Raw genomic sequence first — 15,962 nt, 5'->3', positions numbered from 1 at the left:
GGTCAGGATCAGGCCTGGTGCCAGGAACGCAGCCTCTCGGCGATGCCGTAAGAGTCGAGCCGCAGCCCCCGGATGTCGTAGATCAGTTCCCGCCAGAGCTCAAACTTCGTGTCCACGCGTTCTCCGGAGGCCTCTAGGTAGGCGATGGCGACGCCGTATCCGTACACCTCATTGCGGGCCGGGAGCGGGCGCAGCAGCACGCACTCCTCCAGCATGACCGCAGCCCGCCAGAAGGCGTCGGGATGGTGCTGATCATGCCGGGGCGGGTCGACCCGGTGGCGCTGGGCCATGCCGACGAGCACAGAGAAGTCGTTGACAGTCAGGTCGTCCCGGAGGATCTCTTCCTGGCGTTCGAGGAACCACCGGTAGTCGACGTAGACGACGGGAGGCACAGGTCAGGCCGCCCGCGAGGTGTCGTGCGCGACGGACGGCAGCCCGCCGAACTCGGCATCGAAGGCGTCCATGACGCCGGGCTCGCTGATCGCGCGGCGGAAGGCGGCGGTCGCCGTCTGCAGGGCTCGCTCTTGTTCCTTCTCCCCAGCCACCTTGGCGAGGTAGGCCTTTACAGACAGGCCTTCGGCAGCGGCGAGGCCCTGCAGGGTGTCCCTGGTGCTCGTGTCGACCTTGACAGTGGTTTCAGCCATACCCGTAGTATCCCGCACGGTATACGCGCCGCGCTACCTACCCGCTTGCGAGTGCACGCCGCTTCGCCCGCTCACGGGCGGCGCCGAAAGACTACGTCCGGGGTGCTACGCGTGCTTGCTCACGCTGAGAGGTGCGGGTAGGCACTGACGTCCTCCGCCTCTCTCTGCACGTGGTCCATCTCGTCCTCCATCCAGGCGTCGTCGGCGCCGACGACGGCCAGGTGGTCCCAGGCCCGGGCGCGTCATCCGCTTCGTCGGCGGTGAGACGGGTGCACTGCATCGTCGACTGCCACTTCGGCTCCTCAACAAGGATTCGACGTAGTCGTGCCGGACGCCGGGGGCGATCCTGCGCAGGCGGGTGGTGAGGTAGCGCCTGCGGCCGATGGTGCGGCGCCATCCCTCGGTGACCGTCTTGGCGAGGGTCCAGCTGGCTACGAGCACTCCCGCCAGCGTCCACACGTTGAGGGTGGTGCTGTACCAGGGCTCGGGATCAGGCTTCATCGCTGAAGGATCCCGTACCTCGCCCTCCCGTCCTTCATTAGGCAAGTCGGTTGTCGGGTGAAGGGCTGTCGGGTTTTGCGACGGCGATCTTCAGCCGACTGTTGTCGCAGTCTGTGACTGTCGGATGTTCCGTGCGCCTATACATCCTGGCGATGGCTGCGCACTGAAGTGCCATGGCCAGCGCCATGGCCAGACAGATTCCGGGCAGCCCCGAACCCGACAGGCTGTATGCAAGTGCGAGTTGGAGTGCCACGCCGCACACCGTGATCCGCGCAAGGGCGGCGCTGCCACCGCTGCCCTCGAACACCCCGCCCAGCGCGATGAAGCAAGCGAGAAGCACCAAGTACGGTCCCAGGCAGCGCAGATAGAGCGCCCCCGCCTCGGCCACCTCTCCCTCGCTGCCGAATGCACGCATGATCCACGGCCCGGCTGCGAGCAGTATTAGCAGAGCCGTGAATCCTAGCGATCCGGCGAGGAGCAACACCTGCCGTCCGATGGCCCGTCGCTCGTCGCGTCCGGCACCGAGCAGATGGGCGGTGCGGATGGCGGCAGCCTGGCGTACCGCGTAGAAGGCCATGGTCGCGACGTACATCGCCTTCGTCGCGATCCCGTACGCGGCGACCTCGCTGACGCCGATCCGGGCGACGATGGCGACGAGTGCGAGCGCCCCCGCCATTCGTGCGACGAAGTCGGCCGACATGGGAAGCCCGGTCGCAGCGGTCCTGCGCGCGTCGGCGCTGAGCGAACCGGCGCGGTTCGGGGCCGCCTGGGCTGCCTGCCGCAGTACGCCGTTGCGGTGCAGCGCCGCAAGGCCGCAGATGAGCGCGACTGTCCGGCCCAGCACTGTGGCGATCGCTGCCCCACGCACCCCGAGGTCGAATCCCAGGATGAACAAGGGGTCTAGCCCGAGAATCAGGCCGTTCGCGAGGATCGCCAGCTTCATTGGGGTGCGGGTGTCGCCCGCGCCTTTGAGGATGCCGTCTACGACGTTGGTGGCGAAGAACACCGCGATTCCTGGCAATGCGATCGCGAAATAGCCAGTGGCGAGGGGCAGCGAGTCGCCGCCGCTGCCGCCGAGAACGAGGTGGGCGAGCGGTTCGCGGCACAGGTATCCACCGATGGCGACCAGGGGTGTGACGAGTGCCCACAGGACCCATCCGCCGCGCACGGCGGATCGCATCGCTGCCGAATCCCCCGCTCCTCTGGCTCGTGCGACGAGCACAGTCGTGCCCGAGCCGGCGACGAGGATGACGCCGAGCAGTAGGTTCTCGACATTCGTGGCGATAGCCACCGCGGCAACAGCGCTCCCGCCGAGCCGGGCCACCCAGACCATGTTGATGATCCCGGCCGTGCCCCCCGCGAGTAGCTCGAAGTAGACCGGATACGCGAGCGACACCAGCCTGCGTCGGTGTTCTGCTGACCCCATGACCGCACCCCTCTTTTCGCTGTACCTCGTTTCGAGGTACAGCGAAAAGAGATAGCATGGCAGGACAGGACGGGCAAGCGCGCCGACAGGCACAGGAAGGAGCTCGGGGCATGCTGGAGCTGTCGATTCTGGGTTTCCTCTTCGAGGAGTCTCTGCACGGATACGAGGTGAAAGCCCGCATCCAGGGCCTCAGTGGCCACATCCGCCCAGTAAGTGACGGAGCGCTCTATCCCGCTATCTCCCGGCTCGTGAAAGCGGGTCTGGTCGAGCAGCACACCGAGCCTGGAAGCGGTGCCGCACCCCGCCGGATCCTGTCCCTGACCGAGGCGGGCCGCACCGAACTGCTGGCCCGATTGCGGCACCCCAAGGAGGCCGAAATCACGGATGGGCAGCGCTTCTTCACTCTGCTTGCCTTCCTGCACCATCTCCCGGACCGTGCCGAGCAGGCAGCGGTGCTGCGTCGGCGGCAGACCTTCCTCAACATCCCGGCGAGCTTCTTCTACCGCGATGGCGAGCCCATACGGGCTGAGGATGCGCCGGATCTCTTCCGGCAGGGCATGCTGCGCATCGCTCGCGCCACCGGCGCCGAGGAAAAGAAGTGGCTGGCCGAGGCCATCGGCAGCCTGGAAGGTTGAACACTGGCCGATGGAGGCGCTACCCCACCGACAGTCCGTTGGCACCCCGCGCCACCATGGGATGGGATGTGCCCATCTTCAGCCGGGCATTCGTTCAGTTCCTCTCGGGCCCGGAAGCCGCCTGACCTGCTGAGCCGCCGCGAGTTCCTCGCGGGTCTGCTCCAACTCCAGGGATAGCTCGGTGGCGGCGCGGAGCAGGGCGTGAACCCGTTCCCGCTCCGCTGCGAGTTCCGCTTTGATCTTCGTCAGGGCTTCGCGCAGCACGGTGTTCTCGTCGGCCATGCTCTGGACGACCTGCGGAGTGAAGTTCTGCGCCTTGGCCCGCGCCCGGAACTCGTCCACGAGCTCTTTGTGATCGCCGTAGACAACGTCGCGCCGTAGCCCGCACTCGGCGATCAACTCGGTCCCCGTGAGCTTTCCGACGGGCGAGCGCAAGGGCGTCCCGGCCAGAAGGCGTTCTGCGGCGGCCCGTATTTCCTGACGTTCGGCTTCCCGGTCTCGGTTCTTTCGCGTCATACGACCGGACCGCCTTCCATGTGCGTGGCTTCCGGACGTGACGCCTCGTGTTGCTCGATCACCGCGCAGATCTGCGCCGCCTGTGCGGCAGCTCGGTCCCGGCGCGGACGTGGAGTCATCGGGTCACGGGCTCTGATCTTGCTCGCCGTATCCATGCTGCTTCCCATCTGACCGGGCAATTCACGCTTCGGTCCGGCCGTACTGCCACGGAGTACTTCGACAAGTACCGGTTCGAGGGCGACCCGGTCCTGCTCGACGCGATCGCCCGGGAGATGGTTCCGCTGGTGCCGCCGGGCACCGAAGTCCTGGCCGGCCTGGAGATGGGCGGCATCCCGGTGGTGACCGCACTCGGCCGACACACGGGGCTGCCCTGCGCTTTCGTGCGCAAGCAGGCCAAGCCGTATGGCACCTGCCGTCTCGCCGAGGGCGCCGACGTCGAAGGCCGTCGAGTGCTGGTCGTTGAGGATGTGGTCACCAGTGGTGGACAGATCGTGCTGTCGACCGCGGACCTGCGGGGTCTGGGGGCTCAGGTGCAGGAGGCTCTGTGCGTGATCGACCGTGAGCAAGGGGGTGCCGATGCCCTCGCGGCCGAGGGCATCGGACTGTTGTCGCTGCTGACGGCCGCAGATCTGCGGGCCGCTGCCGTCTGATCGGCCGGGCGCCCTTCAGTCCGTCGTGGAAGTCGACCGGGCCACCATGACCATGGGCCCCGAACGCCCCGCCGCCAAACTCACCGCGTACGAGCGCCTCTACGGCTACGTACCCGGTCCCGGGGCGCCGGCCGACCCTCCAGGAACCGGCGGTTGAGGAGTGGCGGCGGCACTACCCGCTCTTCCCCCGCATCCTGTTCGTCCTGGACGGCACCGGACCCACCGGCATCGAGAACCGGGTCAGGGCCCTGCGCGCGGGGGTTGGGCTGCTGGCGCCGTCGGGCTTCGTGTACGACGTTCCCCGTCCTCACGGCGCCGCTGGCCGACCTGCTCCACCAAGGCCCCTCCACACCCGTATGGCGCCCCGTCCACGACCCTTACCAGCGAGTCCACTGGACTGGGTCCGGGCATCGGCAGATCTGAGGCGCGGCCGCTGCCTGGCGAACACACCGGAGGTGCTGACCAGCCGTGGTCGGGACTGCGTACAGCGCGGCCGTACCCGTGGTCGGGCCGCGGTTGCACCCGACCAGGACGGCGCGATCGTGGCCGTGCCCGTCAACATCCGTCCCCGGCCGGTCACGGGCCGACTGGTTCCTGCCGCAGGAGGTCGGGGCGGGCTTCGGCAAGGTCGAAGGCCCGCTTGAGGCCCTCCAGGAGAGCGGGCTCGATCCGGTAGATGCGTCGGCGGTCGTCGCGCTCCAGCAGGTTGGTCCGGTTATCCGGGCCGATCCTGCGCCGCACAGCGCGGATGCTGGTCAGGGTCCCGCCGATCTTCTTCGGCTCGATCGGCGTCGTGGGATGGCCGGCGAAGTGCTCCTGGACTTCGTCGAACGTTGCGGTGCCGCCCAGCTCGACCAGGCGGCGCAGTACGGCCCGGGCGCCGGGCATCACGGCCGCGACGGTGTCGAACAGCAGCCGGTCCGTCCAGCCCGCCCACAGGTCCTCGCCACTCAGGTCCGCCGGGTCCGGTCGGGGCGTCGGCGCGGCGGCTGCCGGCCAATCGCGCGCCACGGCGGTGGGGTTGAGTCCGTACGCGGCCTGCACGGCCGCGATCGCCTGCTCGTACGTGTCGGTCTGCGTGTCGATGGTCAGCTGCACACCCGCCCCCTCAGCGATCTCCGACACCATCCTGCCGTCGCCCCCAGTCTCCTGTCGCCCGACCGGCGGCAGGCCCAGACGGACACGGCGGAAGTCGCGGGCGGCGGCGCGTACCGCCTGCGCGCCGTCCCACTCGGTGCGGTACTCCACATCGGGCAGCTGCCGGCGCCGCACCAGGTTCTCCGCGACGTCGGCCACCGCCTGGGGCGTCGCGAAGACGGTGCGGAAGGTGGGGAGCACGCTGTAGAAGAGGACATCGGCGGGGCTCAGCCCGAGCAGGGCATACGCCCAGCCGGTGCGCTCCTCCCAGTGCAGCCGGATCCCGCCGCGGCCGCTGGTGCGGCTGGCGTCCCATGTCAGCCGCAGGTACGTGCCCAGTCCCTGCTCGAGGCCGTGGCAGTCGGCCCGCACCGTGCCCGGCGGGACGCTCCGGCCGGCGAGGGCCTCATCGACGGCCTGGACGTAGGGCCAGTGCGGCAGCCCCTGGGGCATTCCTGGCCATCCCGGCGGGTCAAGCAGCACACGCCTCACCTCCACACAGCAGGAACGGCTCGGTCATGAGGCGCGCCGGAAGACGGTGGCCGGGCCGATGATGCCGGGGCCGAACTTGTCCCGGCCGCGGTCGATGGCCGCCTCGGCCACCAGCCGGGCCTCGCGGGCGCCGTCGAGGCTGATCTGCTCTGCGGCCTGGTCGGCATCGACCAGGTCGTCGCCTTTGAGGGCGAGTCCGGTCAGGCGGCCGCGCTGCAGACCGGCAGCATCCATCAACTGGTAGGCCAGGACGCGCAGATCGTCGTCATGCGCGGACGGCTCAGGCAGGCGGCGGGTCTTCTCCCACGATGTGCCGCCGGCGAACTTCAATGTCAGCGTCAGCGCACGGGCCGCCTGGCCGCGCCGGCGCAGCAGGATGCCGAGGCGGACCACGAGGTCGAGCAGGGCGGCGCGGGCGTCGGCGCCGTCCAGGACGTGCCGGTCGAAGGCCCGGCGGACGGTCGCGGCGGCGGGCAGCGTGCCACATGAAAGGCACCCGCCTGCGCCCCGTCGACCGCGACGAAGCCCGCCGCCTGCTCACCGCCGGACTCCGCGCCTGCACCCACTGCCAGCCCGACGTCCAGCTCCACATCCTCGACTTAGCCACCCGGCCGATACGGCGGCGGGTGGCTGGCGCCGGCCGCCCGGGGCGCGTTGATCGAACGTCAGTACCAGCTGGTCGTAAGCTGCAGCCGCAGTGGCCCCCACCGGTCACCCAGAACAGGACCACGCGATGACCACCACCACTCCCGCTCCCCCGGTCGCGGAACCGGACCCCTCCGCCCTGACCTGCCCCGGCGGCCTGGTCGGCCCCTGTTCCGGATGCCAGCGTCCCACCCACGTGTACGGCAGCGGCGGCAGCCCGTTGTGCCAGTGGTGCATGACCCCCGTGATGGAGAAGTGGGGCCCGGGCGTGCGCTTCGTCAGCACGCGCTCCTAGACCAGCTCGCCACGACCATGCCCGTTGCGGACTCGGTCGGGTGAAGCTGCCGGCACCGGAGAACTCCCGGGGGCGCCAGCGCGTAATGCCGTGCATGAGGCCGATCAACGAAGCACATGTGGCAGTACCGGGGCTGGCCGTGGTGGAGGTCGCCGCTGCCGATGACGCATCCGCGTTCGCGGTCCAGGAGCTGCTCGCCGCGCGGTGGGCCATCGCGCCGGCGGACCGCACCACCCGGGAGCCCGGGGAGCCCGGCGTGCGACGTCGCTGCTTCCTGGACCTGCGCCAGGAGCCCGATTCGTAGGATCGGCGAAGCAGCTGCCCAGTGAGCATTGTGCATCGTGATGTTGCTGGTCATGGGTCTGGTGTGCGCGGGGTTCGGGATGCTCATGCTGGTCGTGGGTGGATGACTTCGGTGAAGATCGTCGGTCACCGGGAAACTTCACGGTTGGTGAGGACGAGCAGGGACCTGACCAGGGTGGTCGCCCACGTCGGGTCGGTGCGGACCTTGCCGAGCACGCGCCAGTTCTTGAGGTGGGCGAAGCTGTGCTCCACCGGTGCCCGGACCGCTGCCAGTGCGGTGTTCGACAGCTTCTGGCCGCGGGTCAGGGGCCGGTTCCGGGTGGCCTTGTAGCCGGTGATCACCGCCGGGTCGGCGTCGGGACCGCTGTCGTCGAGCCCGACGAAGCCCAGGTCGGCGATGGCGCCGAGACCGGCCGCCCGCAGCTTGGCGGTGAGCTGGTCGTGTCGGCAGGCGGTGATCTCCGAGGTCCGTCCGGGCCGGGCCGCCGAGACCCAGAGCAGTCGGCCGCGGTCGTCGGTGAGCGCGATGACGAGCAGGCCATGGCATTTGCTCTTGCCGGAGTAGTTCTTCCGGTTCTCGGTTCCGGTGCGCCGCCGGGTGCGGATCAGCGTGCCGTCCAGCAACACCACCCCGCCACCCTTGTGGGCGATCTTTTTGAGGGCGCGGTCCAGGCGCGGGGCGCGGGCAGCCAACAGACCGACGACCTCCCGCACCCACCGGGTCACGGTGGTGCGGTGTATCCCGTTGCCGCCGGCCAGGTCGCCCGGCCGCTGGTCACAGCGCAGTACCGCCAGCACGATGCCCGCGATCTTCCCCGCGGGCAGGGACCGCCACCTGGAGTCAATCTTTTTCAGATGGCCGCGGATCAGGTCAGCGAGCCAATTCAGGGTGGCGCTCGACAGCGGCAGGCGGGCGGTGTAGACAAGGCCGTCAGGGTCCCCGACGGTGCTGTTGGCTTTCTTCACACCAAACTCAACTGCCGCCGGGGGCCCGCCAGTTACGCCCTGCCGCGCGCAATCACAACCGCGCGGTGAATCGCCCGTCGCCCCGTTTGTGCAGCCAGCCTCGGTCGGCGAGCTTGGTCATCTTCGCCCGCAGCGGCTCCAACTTGCCGCGCGCCGAGGTGTCCAGGCTCAGCCGCTCACCGACCGCCCTGACCTGCACCGGGCCGTCTGCGTCCCGCACGATCGCCAGGATCGTGCGGTAGTCGTCGGGCAGCGCGACCTCGTCCTCAGCCTCACTGCGGTGCGGAATCAACAGGACTGCCCGGCCAGCCACCCGGGCGGGAGTTGGGGCGACGGCAGCGGTGTCCTGTTCCGCGGCCCGGTCCTGCTCGGCCAGCCGGTTCAAAACCCGCTCGGCGACGATCAATTCCTCCCGCTCGGCCTGGACCTCCTGCAGCTGCTTGGCCAACTCCTCGGCGAGTGTGTCCAGTTCACCCCGGCGAGCCGTGATCCGCTCCAGCTCCCGCATCCCCACGCCCTCCCACAGTCTCCCGACGTACCGGTCCGGTGACGGATCGTAAAAGCGGCAGCACGGTCACCGCAGCCGAACCCGACAACGCCCCCGGCCGACATGCCAGACGATCTTCACCGTGGACACCGACCGACGATCAGCGCGAGTATCCCGCCCGCACCTCACACCAGTCCCGCGACCTGCGAACTTCACGATGCACGGGTTTCAATCTCCCGCTACTGCGCATCCGTCAGTTCGCGTCGCCGCACCATACGGCCCCCATCCCAGCCCCGACCCTGATCCAACCACCCAGCAAGAGCCATCAGAAACGACCTAACGGGCTGAGTCAGGAGTGCGCTGCGGAGCAGCCAGGACCCAGGCGGCGAAGGCTTCGACGCCGTCCACGACTGCCTCGAAGCGCGGGGAGTGGAACAGGTCGAACGCGTGCTGTCCGCCGGGCAGTTCGGCATAGACCACGGTGCTGTCCGAGACACGGCGCAGCCGGTCGACGAAGTTCCGAGCGCCCTCGACGGTCGCCAGCGCGTCCTTGGTGCCGTGGGCGATGAGGAACGGTGGCGCACCGGGGTTGAGGTACGCATACGGTTGGTTCGGGGACGGCGTTGCGTCGGGCTCCTCGCCGAAGAAGTGGCCGTAGTAGCCATAGAGGCAGATCGCCGCGGTGACCGACGTGTCGGCCGACTCGAATCCGGGCTGGAACACCGGGGCGTTCGGCGTGAGCGCGCACACGGCCGCCAGGTTGGAGCCGGCGGAGCTGCCCGCCACGAACAGCCTCGACGGATCGGCGCCGTACTCGGGCGCATGCTCGCGGACCCAGGCGATGACCTTCTTGGCGTCGATCTGGTGGCCGGGGAAAGTCGTCTGGGGCCGCAGCCGGTAGTTGGCGCTGATGCATACCCACCCCTGACCGGCAAGCCGGTAGAGCAGGGGCCGTGCCTCGCGGTTCTTCGCTCCGCTGGTGTAGCCGCCGCCGTGGAAGTAGACCAGGACCGGCGCGTTCCGCGGTGTGTCGCGGCGGCGGTAGATGTCGAGGAGATTCCGGCGCCCGGCGTCCCCGTAGCGGATGTTGGGGATCCGCTCCACGTCACGCCGCCGCATCAGGCCCGGCAGCAGCAGGATGCGGGCCCAGGGCCGGTGGCGGCGCAGCGGTGCGTGCACACGATCCCGCCAGCCGATCCCGAGGCCCTGCTCAAGAGCCCGCCCGACCACCTGATCCGTCCGCAGGCCCCGCCAGGCGGAGACAGCAAGGCCGACGGTGGCGACGGCGGCCACCGCGGCCGCCACCCTGGCGCCCGCCGAATCCAGATCGCCCTGGGCGGCGGCCAGTGCCGTGGAGGCCACCAGGACATAGATGCCCACGAACGGCACCTCGTTGAGGCCCAGGCCGAACCAGAAACTCAGGGTCCCCAGTGGCCGAGGCCGACGTGGCGCGACAACGGCGAAGAAGGTGCACCAGGTTAAGAGCGCGGTCGTCGCCACATATCCCATCGGCATGTCCATGAACGTAACACTGTCAACTCTGGGAAATCTCCCGGGACTTCCCCGCCCACCTCCGCCGTCGCGGGTCACTCGTTCGTGAAGATCCAACGAACCCGGTTCAACATCAGCGCACACACGCGTTCTCGGCGAGGTCCGCACCGACCCGAAGTGGGCGACTGCTCTGGTGAGGGCCCTGCTGGTCCTGACGAACCGCGAAGTCTCCCGGTGACCGACGATCTTCACCGAAGTCGTCCGCCCACGACCAGCACGAGCACCATGAACCCCGCGCACACCAGACCCATGACCTGCAACTTCACGATGCACACCACTCAGTGGCCGTGGACCAGGTGAGCGTTCCTCGATCCGGGCCACCACACTGCCCGGGGTCAGGCACTGCGCGGTCGGCGTCCCGACGTCTTCTTCGCCGCCGTCTTCTTGGTGGTCTTCTTCGCGGCGGCCTTTTTGGCCGGCTGCTTCTTCGCTGCCGTCTTCTTCGTGGTCTTCTTCGCCGGCAGGTCGTGCACTGCGGCTTCCGCGCCTTCGCCGCGGGAGGCTTTGGCCTGCTGCACGGACTGGGTCAGGGCGGCCATGAGGTCCAACACCTTGCCCGGCTCCCCGGGCTCCGGCGCCTCGGGCAGCTCACGGTCCTCCCGCTTCGCTTCGATGATCTTCGCCATGGCGTCGGTGTATTCGTCCTGGAACTCCGGCCCGTCGAGATCCTCACGGCTCATTGCTCTCCATCAGAGCGAGCGCCCCCTCGATCTCGTCCTCCGTCAGCTCCACGGGCGGCGGCAGCAGCTCAGAAGGCTCACGGATCTCGTCCGGCCAGCGCATCGCGTGCAGCACGATCACGTCCTCGCGCACCCGCAGCAAGCCCAGCCTCTCCCTGCCGGACCAGGCGTACTTCGCGACCGCGACCTTGGACGAGCGTCCGAGGGCCTGGACGAGTACTGGTGATCCTGGTTATCCATAGCTGCGGAATGGGCCGCCGGTCGGGGCCAGGCAGGAGCAGCTATCGGTTGAGGTCACGACGGTCGGCCTTACATAGCGGCGCGGTGCGGGAGTGGATCTTGATCATCCTCTGCACCAAGTCAAGTCGCGCGAACCCTGCAGGCAGGGGCGGAACAGACGAGGGCGCCCGCGCCATTGGGCCGATCGCGAGCAAGTTCCTCGCCCAGGACGACAAGGACGGCGCACTGCCGACCTTGTACACGGCGACACAGGACCTTCCGGGCGCGAGCCACGTCGGCCCCGACGGTCGCGGCGAGCCGAAGGGTGACGCCGGAGGAGATCACATCAGCGCAAGGCCGCTGAGCGTGGGGCTGCGGGCCGCTGCCGCTGCCCGCCTCCACAGCCAACTCGAAAGCGGGACGTTCATCCCGTATAGTTAATCGGGATAGTCATCCCGCTTATGGGTGGCCGTCCATCCCCACAGGAGGTTTACGTCATGAGCAAGGTCTGGTTCATCACCGGTTCGTCGCGCGGCTTCGGCCGCGAGTTCGCCCTCGCCGCCCTGGAGCGCGGCGACAAGGTCGCGGCCACCGCCCGGGACACCAAGGCGGTGGCCGACCTGGTCGAGCGGTTCGGTGACGCCGTGCTGCCGCTGCGTCTGGACGTCACCGACCGTGCGCAGGTGTTCGAGGCCGTCACGGCGGCCAAGGAGCGGTTCGGCCGGCTGGACGTGGTGGTCAACAACGCCGGTTACTCCCTGATCGGCGCCGTGGAGGAACTCGGCGAGCAGGAACTGCGCGACCAGCTGGAGACCAATGTGTTCGGCGTCTTCCACGTCACGCAGGCGGTACTGCCCGTCCTGCGTGCGCAGGGCAGCGGCCACATCGTCCAGATCTCCTCGGCCATGGGGGTGGCCACCTTCGGCGGCGCGGGCGGCTACAGCGCCTCCAAGTGGGCGCTGGAAGGCCTGAGCGAGGCACTCTCCCAGGAAGTCGCGGCCTTCGGCATCAAGGTCACGGTGATCGAACCCGGCGGCTTCGCCACCGACTTCGCGAGCTCGTCGGTCTTCACCGCGCACCGCCAGGACGCCTACGGCCCCCTGCACGCGTCGCTGAACGAGATGGGCGCCTCCACCCAGATGCCCGGCCCCGAGGGTGTTGGCGGTGCGATCCTCCAGCTTGTCGACGCCGAGGAGCCGCCGCTGCGCGTGTTCTTCGGCGAGGAGCCCTCCCAGTGGGTGCCCGCGGTGTACCAGCAGCGCCTGGCCGAGTGGGCCGAGTGGGCGCACGTGTCCAAGGCCGCGGAAGGCAAGTAGAAAACCCCCGGCCCGCGGGCCACGACACGTCGGGCCGATGCGGCCCGCCAGTGACCGTGGAGCTGCGGGCCGCTACCGCCGCCCATACCAACAGGAGGTTTACATCATGAGCAAAGTTTGGTTCATCACCGGCGCGTCGAAAGGCTTTGGCCGCGAGTTCGCCCTCGGCGCCCTCGAGCGTGGCGATAAGGTCGCAGCGACCGCCCGCAACACGGACACTCTGAGTGGCCTGGTCGAGCAGTACGGCGACGCTGTCCTCCCGGTCGAGCTCGACGTCACCAACCGCGACCAGGTGTTCGCTGCGGTGAAGTCCGCGCACGAGACGTTCGGGCGGATCGACGTCGTCATCAACAACGCGGGCTACGGGCTCTTCGGAACGGTCGAGGAGATCACCGAGCAGCAGCTGCGCGACCAGATCGAGACGAACCTGTTCGGTGTTTTCCATGTCACGCAGGCGGTCCTCCCTATCCTCCGCGAGCAGCGCGCGGGCCACATCATCCAGATCTCGACCATGGGCGGCATCGTCGCGTTCCCGACTCTCGGTGCCTACCATGCGTCGAAGTGGGCGCTGGAAGGGATGACGGACGCACTCGCCCAGGAAGTCGCCGGCTTCGGCATCAAGGTCACCCTGGTCGAACCCGGCGGCTTCGCCACCGACTGGTCCGGTGCATCCGCCATCGTCGCCGACGCGCATCCCGCGTACGCGGCTCTGCACGAGAACATGGCCGCGCGGCGGGCGCAGGTCGTCCTCCCGGAGCCGGTCGGCTTCAAGTCCGCGATCCTCACGATCGTCGACGCCGAGGAGCCGCCGCTGCGCGTGTTCTTCGGGGAGGGGCCGACTCTGATGGCACCGCAGGTCTACCAGCAGCGCCTGGAGACCTGGGCCGAGTGGGCGCACGTGTCCAAGGCCGCGGAAGGCAAGTAGAAAACGCCCGGCCCGCGGGCCATGACACGCCCACACCACGGCGTGCACCCGCACCGCCGGCACCTGAGAGAGCCCGGGTGGCACACCCGCCCAGGCTCCCTCACCCCCGCAGGCAGCAGGTCCTTCTCCAGCGAAATTCGACGTCACCCGCTTCCGCAAGCGCCATGCCGCCCCCGTTGCGGATGCCTCTCGGTCGGCAGCCCGGGCAACTCGCCCCGCACAACCAACAGCAGCACAATCAGGAGTGGGCCGGCCGGGCCCACCCCTCCCACGCCATCGAGGCCCACTGAAGGGAGCCCCGTCATGCCCACCACCAAGCGTCGCGCACTGATCATCATCTCGTCCGGCCGCCAGCTGCCGCTGGCCAAGCCGGCCGAGGTCAAGTCGATCTCGACCGGGTTCTTCCTGGTCGAGATGGCTCAGGTGCTCAAGGAGTTCGAGAAGGACTACGAGTTCACCTTCGCCACCCCCGATGGCAACGCCCCGCAACTCGACATCAACGGCATGGCCCTGTCCATGCACTACATCGAGAAGATCGGTGCCAAGACCATCCCCCTGCGCAGGCAGCAGCGCCGCCGCTCGTTCGACGTCAACGGCTTCCGGCAGCGCCACCCCGAGCTGGTCGCCCGCCGCGAGCAGGAAGTGCGGCTGCTGGAGCGGCACATCGGCCGGATCCCGGTCTCCGAGCTACTGCCCAACAGCGAACCGGAGCTCGCCGAGTACCGCCCCGAACTGATCCGCCGCCTCGACAAGCTGCCCGCAGGCACCTTCCACTCGCTGCAGGAACTCGTCCAGCGCCACCGCGACCCGGCCGATGCGTTCACCTTCGCCGACTTCGACTTCATCCACACCCCCGGCGGCCACGCCCCCATGGTCGACTTCCGTGACAACCCGTGGCTCGGCGAAACCCTCCACACAGCCCGGGAGAACGGCGTCACCATCTCGTTGATCTGCCACGCGCCCATCGGGGTGACCTCCACCCGGCAGCGCATCGACGCGCAGGGCGCCGCCTACCCTGTGAAGGACAATCCGTTCCTCGCCGCCCCCATCGCGACCGTCCCCAAGATGGGCGAGCTGTTCGCGCTGAGTTTTCTCTACCCGCACGTCCCCGGCAAGAAGACCCGACTGCCCTACTTCGTCGACGTGGCCATCAAGGAAGCCGGCTTCACCGTCGCGTCCTCCCTCAACATGTCCGCCCCGCAAACGGCCTATGAGCCGGCCGTGCGGCTGCTCACCGGCAACGGCCCACAGGCCATCGACAAGCAGACCGCCGAACTCCGCAGCATCCTCACCCACAGCCCCGCTGCCCGCCGGACCAGCAGCAAGCAGGCGAGCACGTAGCGGCGACCACACGCTGTGCCGTCCAGGCAGCCGACGACACGGTCGAGCAGACGAGACAGGTACGGAGGCGGGCCGATACGGCCCGCCTCCGTACCTGTTCTGGTTCCGCCGACAGATACGCCTTCGACGATCCGGACGTCCTGCGGCACCGTGCGATGCCGGTCTGTAGCTCCGGCAAGGAAGCCACCGTCCCGGACCCGGAAGCACACGACCACTGGCGCGCCCTGCTGGAGGCCCGGCCCGACGACGAGCCACTGTGGACCTCACCGACCGCCGTGCTGGACTACGTCGAGAGTCGGCGCGACACCATGCCGCTGAACCACCGCCTCAAGGCGCAGTCGCCGACTCTCGCGCAGTCCGCCCACTTCTTCAGCGACCACCTGCGCACCGGCCTGCGCACCTGGGTCCTGGGCCGCGTCCCGGACGACGACACACTGATGGCACCCTGCAACTGAAGCAAGCGGGCGCCTCTTCCCCGATCCTCGACGCGGTCGGCAGACGCCGCTACCGCTGGGCGCGCAACCCCGCGCACGCCAGGTCGATCATGCGCTTGCGCGCCTCCGGGTCGGAGCCCTGCTGCTCCCGGGCCAGACAGCCGACCATGAGCGCCTTGACGTCGGCAGGCACGACGTCCGGCCGCACGGCGCCGGCCTTCTGCGCACCGACGAGCAGTTCCTCTTCCACGGCCAGCAGATTGTGCTCGGGGGCCAAGGCCACCGAGTGGACATCGAAGCCTGTCCCGCTCATCGCCTGCGACAGACCGAGATTGACCGCGCTGTGCTCGACCAACAGGGCGAAGAACTCGAAGAACGCTGCGCCCGGATCACGGGTGGCGGCCAGTTGCCGGGCCCGGTCGACGATTTCGGCCACCAGATGCAGCACGATCGCCTCGTACAGCGAGTCCTTTGTCGGGAAATGGCGACTGACCGTCCCTGTGCCCACACCGGCCCGCCGGGCGATCTCCGCCACCGGCACCGAGAGCCCCTCGGCGGCGAACGTCTCCAACGCCACCTCCAGGACACGCTTGCGGTTGCGCTCGGCATCAGCACGCATCAAAGACCCTCAGACTTCCGACCAAGCGGGACAACTGTCCCGATTGTAGTGGACCAGCCTTCCGGGATCACCACAGAAACGGGATTGCAGTCCCGTATAGCGAATCGGGCAGGCATCACGGTCGCGGGAGGCGTGTCATCCGCGCGTTGGGGCACTCCTCGTGCCCGGCCGAGGAGATCA

20 protein-coding genes and 2 pseudogenes are annotated in these 15,962 nt (G+C 68.8%); 10 read left to right on the top strand and 12 right to left on the bottom strand.

Annotated features, from left to right (window positions below; all coding sequences use genetic code 11):
• Positions 1–8 precede the first annotated feature (8 nt).
• The 3 genes from QFZ76_RS49630 to QFZ76_RS49620 form a co-directional block, all read right to left on the bottom strand.
• Positions 9–392, bottom strand: a complete 384-nt coding sequence (locus QFZ76_RS49630) for a toxin Doc (RefSeq protein WP_307679829.1) — start codon at positions 390–392, stop codon at positions 9–11.
• A gap of 3 nt (positions 393–395) precedes the next feature.
• Positions 396–644, bottom strand: coding sequence for an antitoxin MazE7 (locus QFZ76_RS49625; protein WP_307679828.1), 249 nt, complete (start codon positions 642–644; stop codon positions 396–398).
• A 538-nt stretch (positions 645–1,182) separates the two neighbouring features.
• Positions 1,183–2,571, bottom strand: a complete 1,389-nt coding sequence (locus QFZ76_RS49620) for an MATE family efflux transporter (RefSeq protein WP_307679827.1) — start codon at positions 2,569–2,571, stop codon at positions 1,183–1,185.
• Positions 2,572–2,681: 110 nt separating this feature from the next.
• Here QFZ76_RS49620 and QFZ76_RS49615 point away from each other — a divergent pair, with 110 nt between their 5' ends.
• A complete protein-coding gene (locus QFZ76_RS49615; RefSeq protein WP_307679826.1) occupies positions 2,682–3,206 on the top strand; it encodes a PadR family transcriptional regulator in 525 nt (174 codons plus the stop codon).
• A 78-nt stretch (positions 3,207–3,284) separates the two neighbouring features.
• Here the strand turns inward: QFZ76_RS49615 and QFZ76_RS49610 are convergent, their stop codons facing one another.
• Positions 3,285–3,722, bottom strand: coding sequence for a hypothetical protein (locus tag QFZ76_RS49610; protein WP_307679825.1), 438 nt, complete (start codon positions 3,720–3,722; stop codon positions 3,285–3,287).
• Between the two features lie 47 nt (positions 3,723–3,769).
• Here QFZ76_RS49610 and pyrE point away from each other — a divergent pair, with 47 nt between their 5' ends.
• Both pyrE and QFZ76_RS49600 read left to right on the top strand, forming a co-directional pair.
• Positions 3,770–4,372, top strand: a complete 603-nt coding sequence (pyrE, locus tag QFZ76_RS49605) for an orotate phosphoribosyltransferase (RefSeq protein ID WP_307679824.1) — start codon at positions 3,770–3,772, stop codon at positions 4,370–4,372.
• Between the two features lie 25 nt (positions 4,373–4,397).
• Positions 4,398–4,529, top strand: coding sequence for a hypothetical protein (locus QFZ76_RS49600; protein ID WP_307679823.1), 132 nt, complete (start codon positions 4,398–4,400; stop codon positions 4,527–4,529).
• A gap of 419 nt (positions 4,530–4,948) precedes the next feature.
• Here QFZ76_RS49600 and QFZ76_RS49595 read toward each other — a convergent pair whose 3' ends face one another.
• The gene (locus QFZ76_RS49595) at positions 4,949–5,962 is read right to left on the bottom strand and encodes a DUF6292 family protein (RefSeq protein ID WP_307679822.1); all 1,014 of its coding nucleotides are present in this window, start codon (positions 5,960–5,962) and stop codon (positions 4,949–4,951) included.
• A gap of 63 nt (positions 5,963–6,025) precedes the next feature.
• Positions 6,026–6,478, bottom strand: a pseudogene (locus QFZ76_RS49590) (hypothetical protein); the annotation flags it as partial.
• An 8-nt stretch (positions 6,479–6,486) separates the two neighbouring features.
• On the opposite strand from QFZ76_RS49590, the gene QFZ76_RS52125 reads away from it, so the two are divergent.
• The 3 genes from QFZ76_RS52125 to QFZ76_RS49575 all read left to right on the top strand — a co-directional run bounded on the left by QFZ76_RS52125 (position 6,487) and on the right by QFZ76_RS49575 (position 7,245).
• A complete protein-coding gene (locus QFZ76_RS52125; RefSeq protein ID WP_373464485.1) occupies positions 6,487–6,738 on the top strand; it encodes a DUF6233 domain-containing protein in 252 nt (83 codons plus the stop codon).
• Positions 6,735–6,941 carry a hypothetical protein gene (locus QFZ76_RS49580; protein ID WP_307679819.1) on the top strand — a complete coding sequence of 69 codons (207 nt, stop codon included), beginning with the start codon at positions 6,735–6,737 and terminating at the stop codon, positions 6,939–6,941. Before QFZ76_RS52125 ends, QFZ76_RS49580 begins: the two co-directional genes overlap by 4 nt.
• A 94-nt stretch (positions 6,942–7,035) precedes the next feature.
• Positions 7,036–7,245, top strand: coding sequence for a DUF6207 family protein (locus tag QFZ76_RS49575; RefSeq protein ID WP_307679818.1), 210 nt, complete (start codon positions 7,036–7,038; stop codon positions 7,243–7,245).
• 125 nt (positions 7,246–7,370) lie between these two features.
• On the opposite strand, the gene QFZ76_RS49570 is transcribed toward QFZ76_RS49575, so the two are convergent.
• The 5 genes and pseudogenes from QFZ76_RS49570 to QFZ76_RS49550 all read right to left on the bottom strand — a co-directional run.
• On the bottom strand, positions 7,371–8,210 hold the full coding sequence (locus QFZ76_RS49570) for a transposase family protein (RefSeq protein ID WP_307679737.1): 840 nt from the start codon (positions 8,208–8,210) through the stop codon (positions 7,371–7,373).
• 52 nt (positions 8,211–8,262) lie between these two features.
• Positions 8,263–8,718 carry a hypothetical protein gene (locus QFZ76_RS49565; protein WP_307679738.1) on the bottom strand — a complete coding sequence of 152 codons (456 nt, stop codon included), beginning with the start codon at positions 8,716–8,718 and terminating at the stop codon, positions 8,263–8,265.
• Between the two features lie 315 nt (positions 8,719–9,033).
• Complete coding sequence (locus QFZ76_RS49560; protein WP_307679739.1) at positions 9,034–10,212, bottom strand: alpha/beta hydrolase; 1,179 nt, start codon at positions 10,210–10,212, stop codon at positions 9,034–9,036.
• Positions 10,213–10,583: 371 nt separating this feature from the next.
• On the bottom strand, positions 10,584–10,928 hold the full coding sequence (locus QFZ76_RS49555; RefSeq protein ID WP_307679817.1) for a hypothetical protein: 345 nt from the start codon (positions 10,926–10,928) through the stop codon (positions 10,584–10,586).
• Positions 10,918–11,088: pseudogene (locus QFZ76_RS49550) on the bottom strand (Ku protein); the annotation flags it as partial. The pseudogene QFZ76_RS49550 and the gene QFZ76_RS49555, both read right to left, overlap by 11 nt.
• Before the next feature lie 556 nt (positions 11,089–11,644).
• On the opposite strand from QFZ76_RS49550, the gene QFZ76_RS49540 reads away from it, so the two are divergent.
• The 4 genes from QFZ76_RS49540 to QFZ76_RS49525 all read left to right on the top strand — a co-directional run bounded on the left by QFZ76_RS49540 (position 11,645) and on the right by QFZ76_RS49525 (position 15,184).
• Positions 11,645–12,463 (top strand): SDR family NAD(P)-dependent oxidoreductase, encoded by an 819-nt coding sequence (locus QFZ76_RS49540; RefSeq protein WP_307679816.1) that lies wholly within the window; start codon positions 11,645–11,647, stop codon positions 12,461–12,463.
• A gap of 106 nt (positions 12,464–12,569) precedes the next feature.
• Positions 12,570–13,388 carry an SDR family oxidoreductase gene (locus QFZ76_RS49535; RefSeq protein ID WP_307679815.1) on the top strand — a complete coding sequence of 273 codons (819 nt, stop codon included), beginning with the start codon at positions 12,570–12,572 and terminating at the stop codon, positions 13,386–13,388.
• A 303-nt stretch (positions 13,389–13,691) separates the two neighbouring features.
• Entirely contained in the window at positions 13,692–14,729 is a 1,038-nt protein-coding gene (locus tag QFZ76_RS49530) for a hypothetical protein (RefSeq protein WP_307679814.1), read from the top strand.
• 155 nt (positions 14,730–14,884) lie between these two features.
• A complete protein-coding gene (locus QFZ76_RS49525; RefSeq protein WP_307679813.1) occupies positions 14,885–15,184 on the top strand; it encodes a hypothetical protein in 300 nt (99 codons plus the stop codon).
• A 49-nt stretch (positions 15,185–15,233) separates the two neighbouring features.
• Here QFZ76_RS49525 and QFZ76_RS49520 read toward each other — a convergent pair whose 3' ends face one another.
• Complete coding sequence (locus QFZ76_RS49520) at positions 15,234–15,734, bottom strand: TetR/AcrR family transcriptional regulator (RefSeq protein WP_307679812.1); 501 nt, start codon at positions 15,732–15,734, stop codon at positions 15,234–15,236.
• Positions 15,735–15,962: the final 228 nt, after the last annotated feature.

The organism is Streptomyces sp. V4I2, from assembly GCF_030817655.1.
GTDB lineage: Bacteria > Actinomycetota > Actinomycetes > Streptomycetales > Streptomycetaceae > Streptomyces > Streptomyces plumbiresistens.
This window is presented reverse-complemented; position numbering and strand designations above follow the sequence as displayed.

What these genes read in the sequence shown, in the direction of transcription:
- QFZ76_RS49625 (WP_307679828.1), bottom strand. Translation starts at nt 644, where the DNA reads ATGGCTGAAACCACTGTCAAGGTCGACACGAGCACCAGGGACACCCTG.
- QFZ76_RS49620 (WP_307679827.1), bottom strand. Translation starts at nt 2,571, where the DNA reads ATGGGGTCAGCAGAACACCGACGCAGGCTGGTGTCGCTCGCGTATCCG.
- QFZ76_RS49615 (WP_307679826.1), top strand. Translation starts at nt 2,682, where the DNA reads ATGCTGGAGCTGTCGATTCTGGGTTTCCTCTTCGAGGAGTCTCTGCAC.
- QFZ76_RS49610 (WP_307679825.1), bottom strand. Translation starts at nt 3,722, where the DNA reads ATGACGCGAAAGAACCGAGACCGGGAAGCCGAACGTCAGGAAATACGG.
- QFZ76_RS49595 (WP_307679822.1), bottom strand. Translation starts at nt 5,962, where the DNA reads ATGCCCCAGGGGCTGCCGCACTGGCCCTACGTCCAGGCCGTCGATGAG.
- QFZ76_RS52125 (WP_373464485.1), top strand. Translation starts at nt 6,487, where the DNA reads ATGAAAGGCACCCGCCTGCGCCCCGTCGACCGCGACGAAGCCCGCCGC.
- QFZ76_RS49580 (WP_307679819.1), top strand. Translation starts at nt 6,735, where the DNA reads ATGACCACCACCACTCCCGCTCCCCCGGTCGCGGAACCGGACCCCTCC.
- QFZ76_RS49575 (WP_307679818.1), top strand. Translation starts at nt 7,036, where the DNA reads ATGAGGCCGATCAACGAAGCACATGTGGCAGTACCGGGGCTGGCCGTG.
- QFZ76_RS49565 (WP_307679738.1), bottom strand. Translation starts at nt 8,718, where the DNA reads ATGCGGGAGCTGGAGCGGATCACGGCTCGCCGGGGTGAACTGGACACA.
- QFZ76_RS49560 (WP_307679739.1), bottom strand. Translation starts at nt 10,212, where the DNA reads ATGCCGATGGGATATGTGGCGACGACCGCGCTCTTAACCTGGTGCACC.
- QFZ76_RS49555 (WP_307679817.1), bottom strand. Translation starts at nt 10,928, where the DNA reads ATGAGCCGTGAGGATCTCGACGGGCCGGAGTTCCAGGACGAATACACC.
- QFZ76_RS49540 (WP_307679816.1), top strand. Translation starts at nt 11,645, where the DNA reads ATGAGCAAGGTCTGGTTCATCACCGGTTCGTCGCGCGGCTTCGGCCGC.
- QFZ76_RS49535 (WP_307679815.1), top strand. Translation starts at nt 12,570, where the DNA reads ATGAGCAAAGTTTGGTTCATCACCGGCGCGTCGAAAGGCTTTGGCCGC.
- QFZ76_RS49530 (WP_307679814.1), top strand. Translation starts at nt 13,692, where the DNA reads ATGCCCACCACCAAGCGTCGCGCACTGATCATCATCTCGTCCGGCCGC.
- QFZ76_RS49525 (WP_307679813.1), top strand. Translation starts at nt 14,885, where the DNA reads ATGCCGGTCTGTAGCTCCGGCAAGGAAGCCACCGTCCCGGACCCGGAA.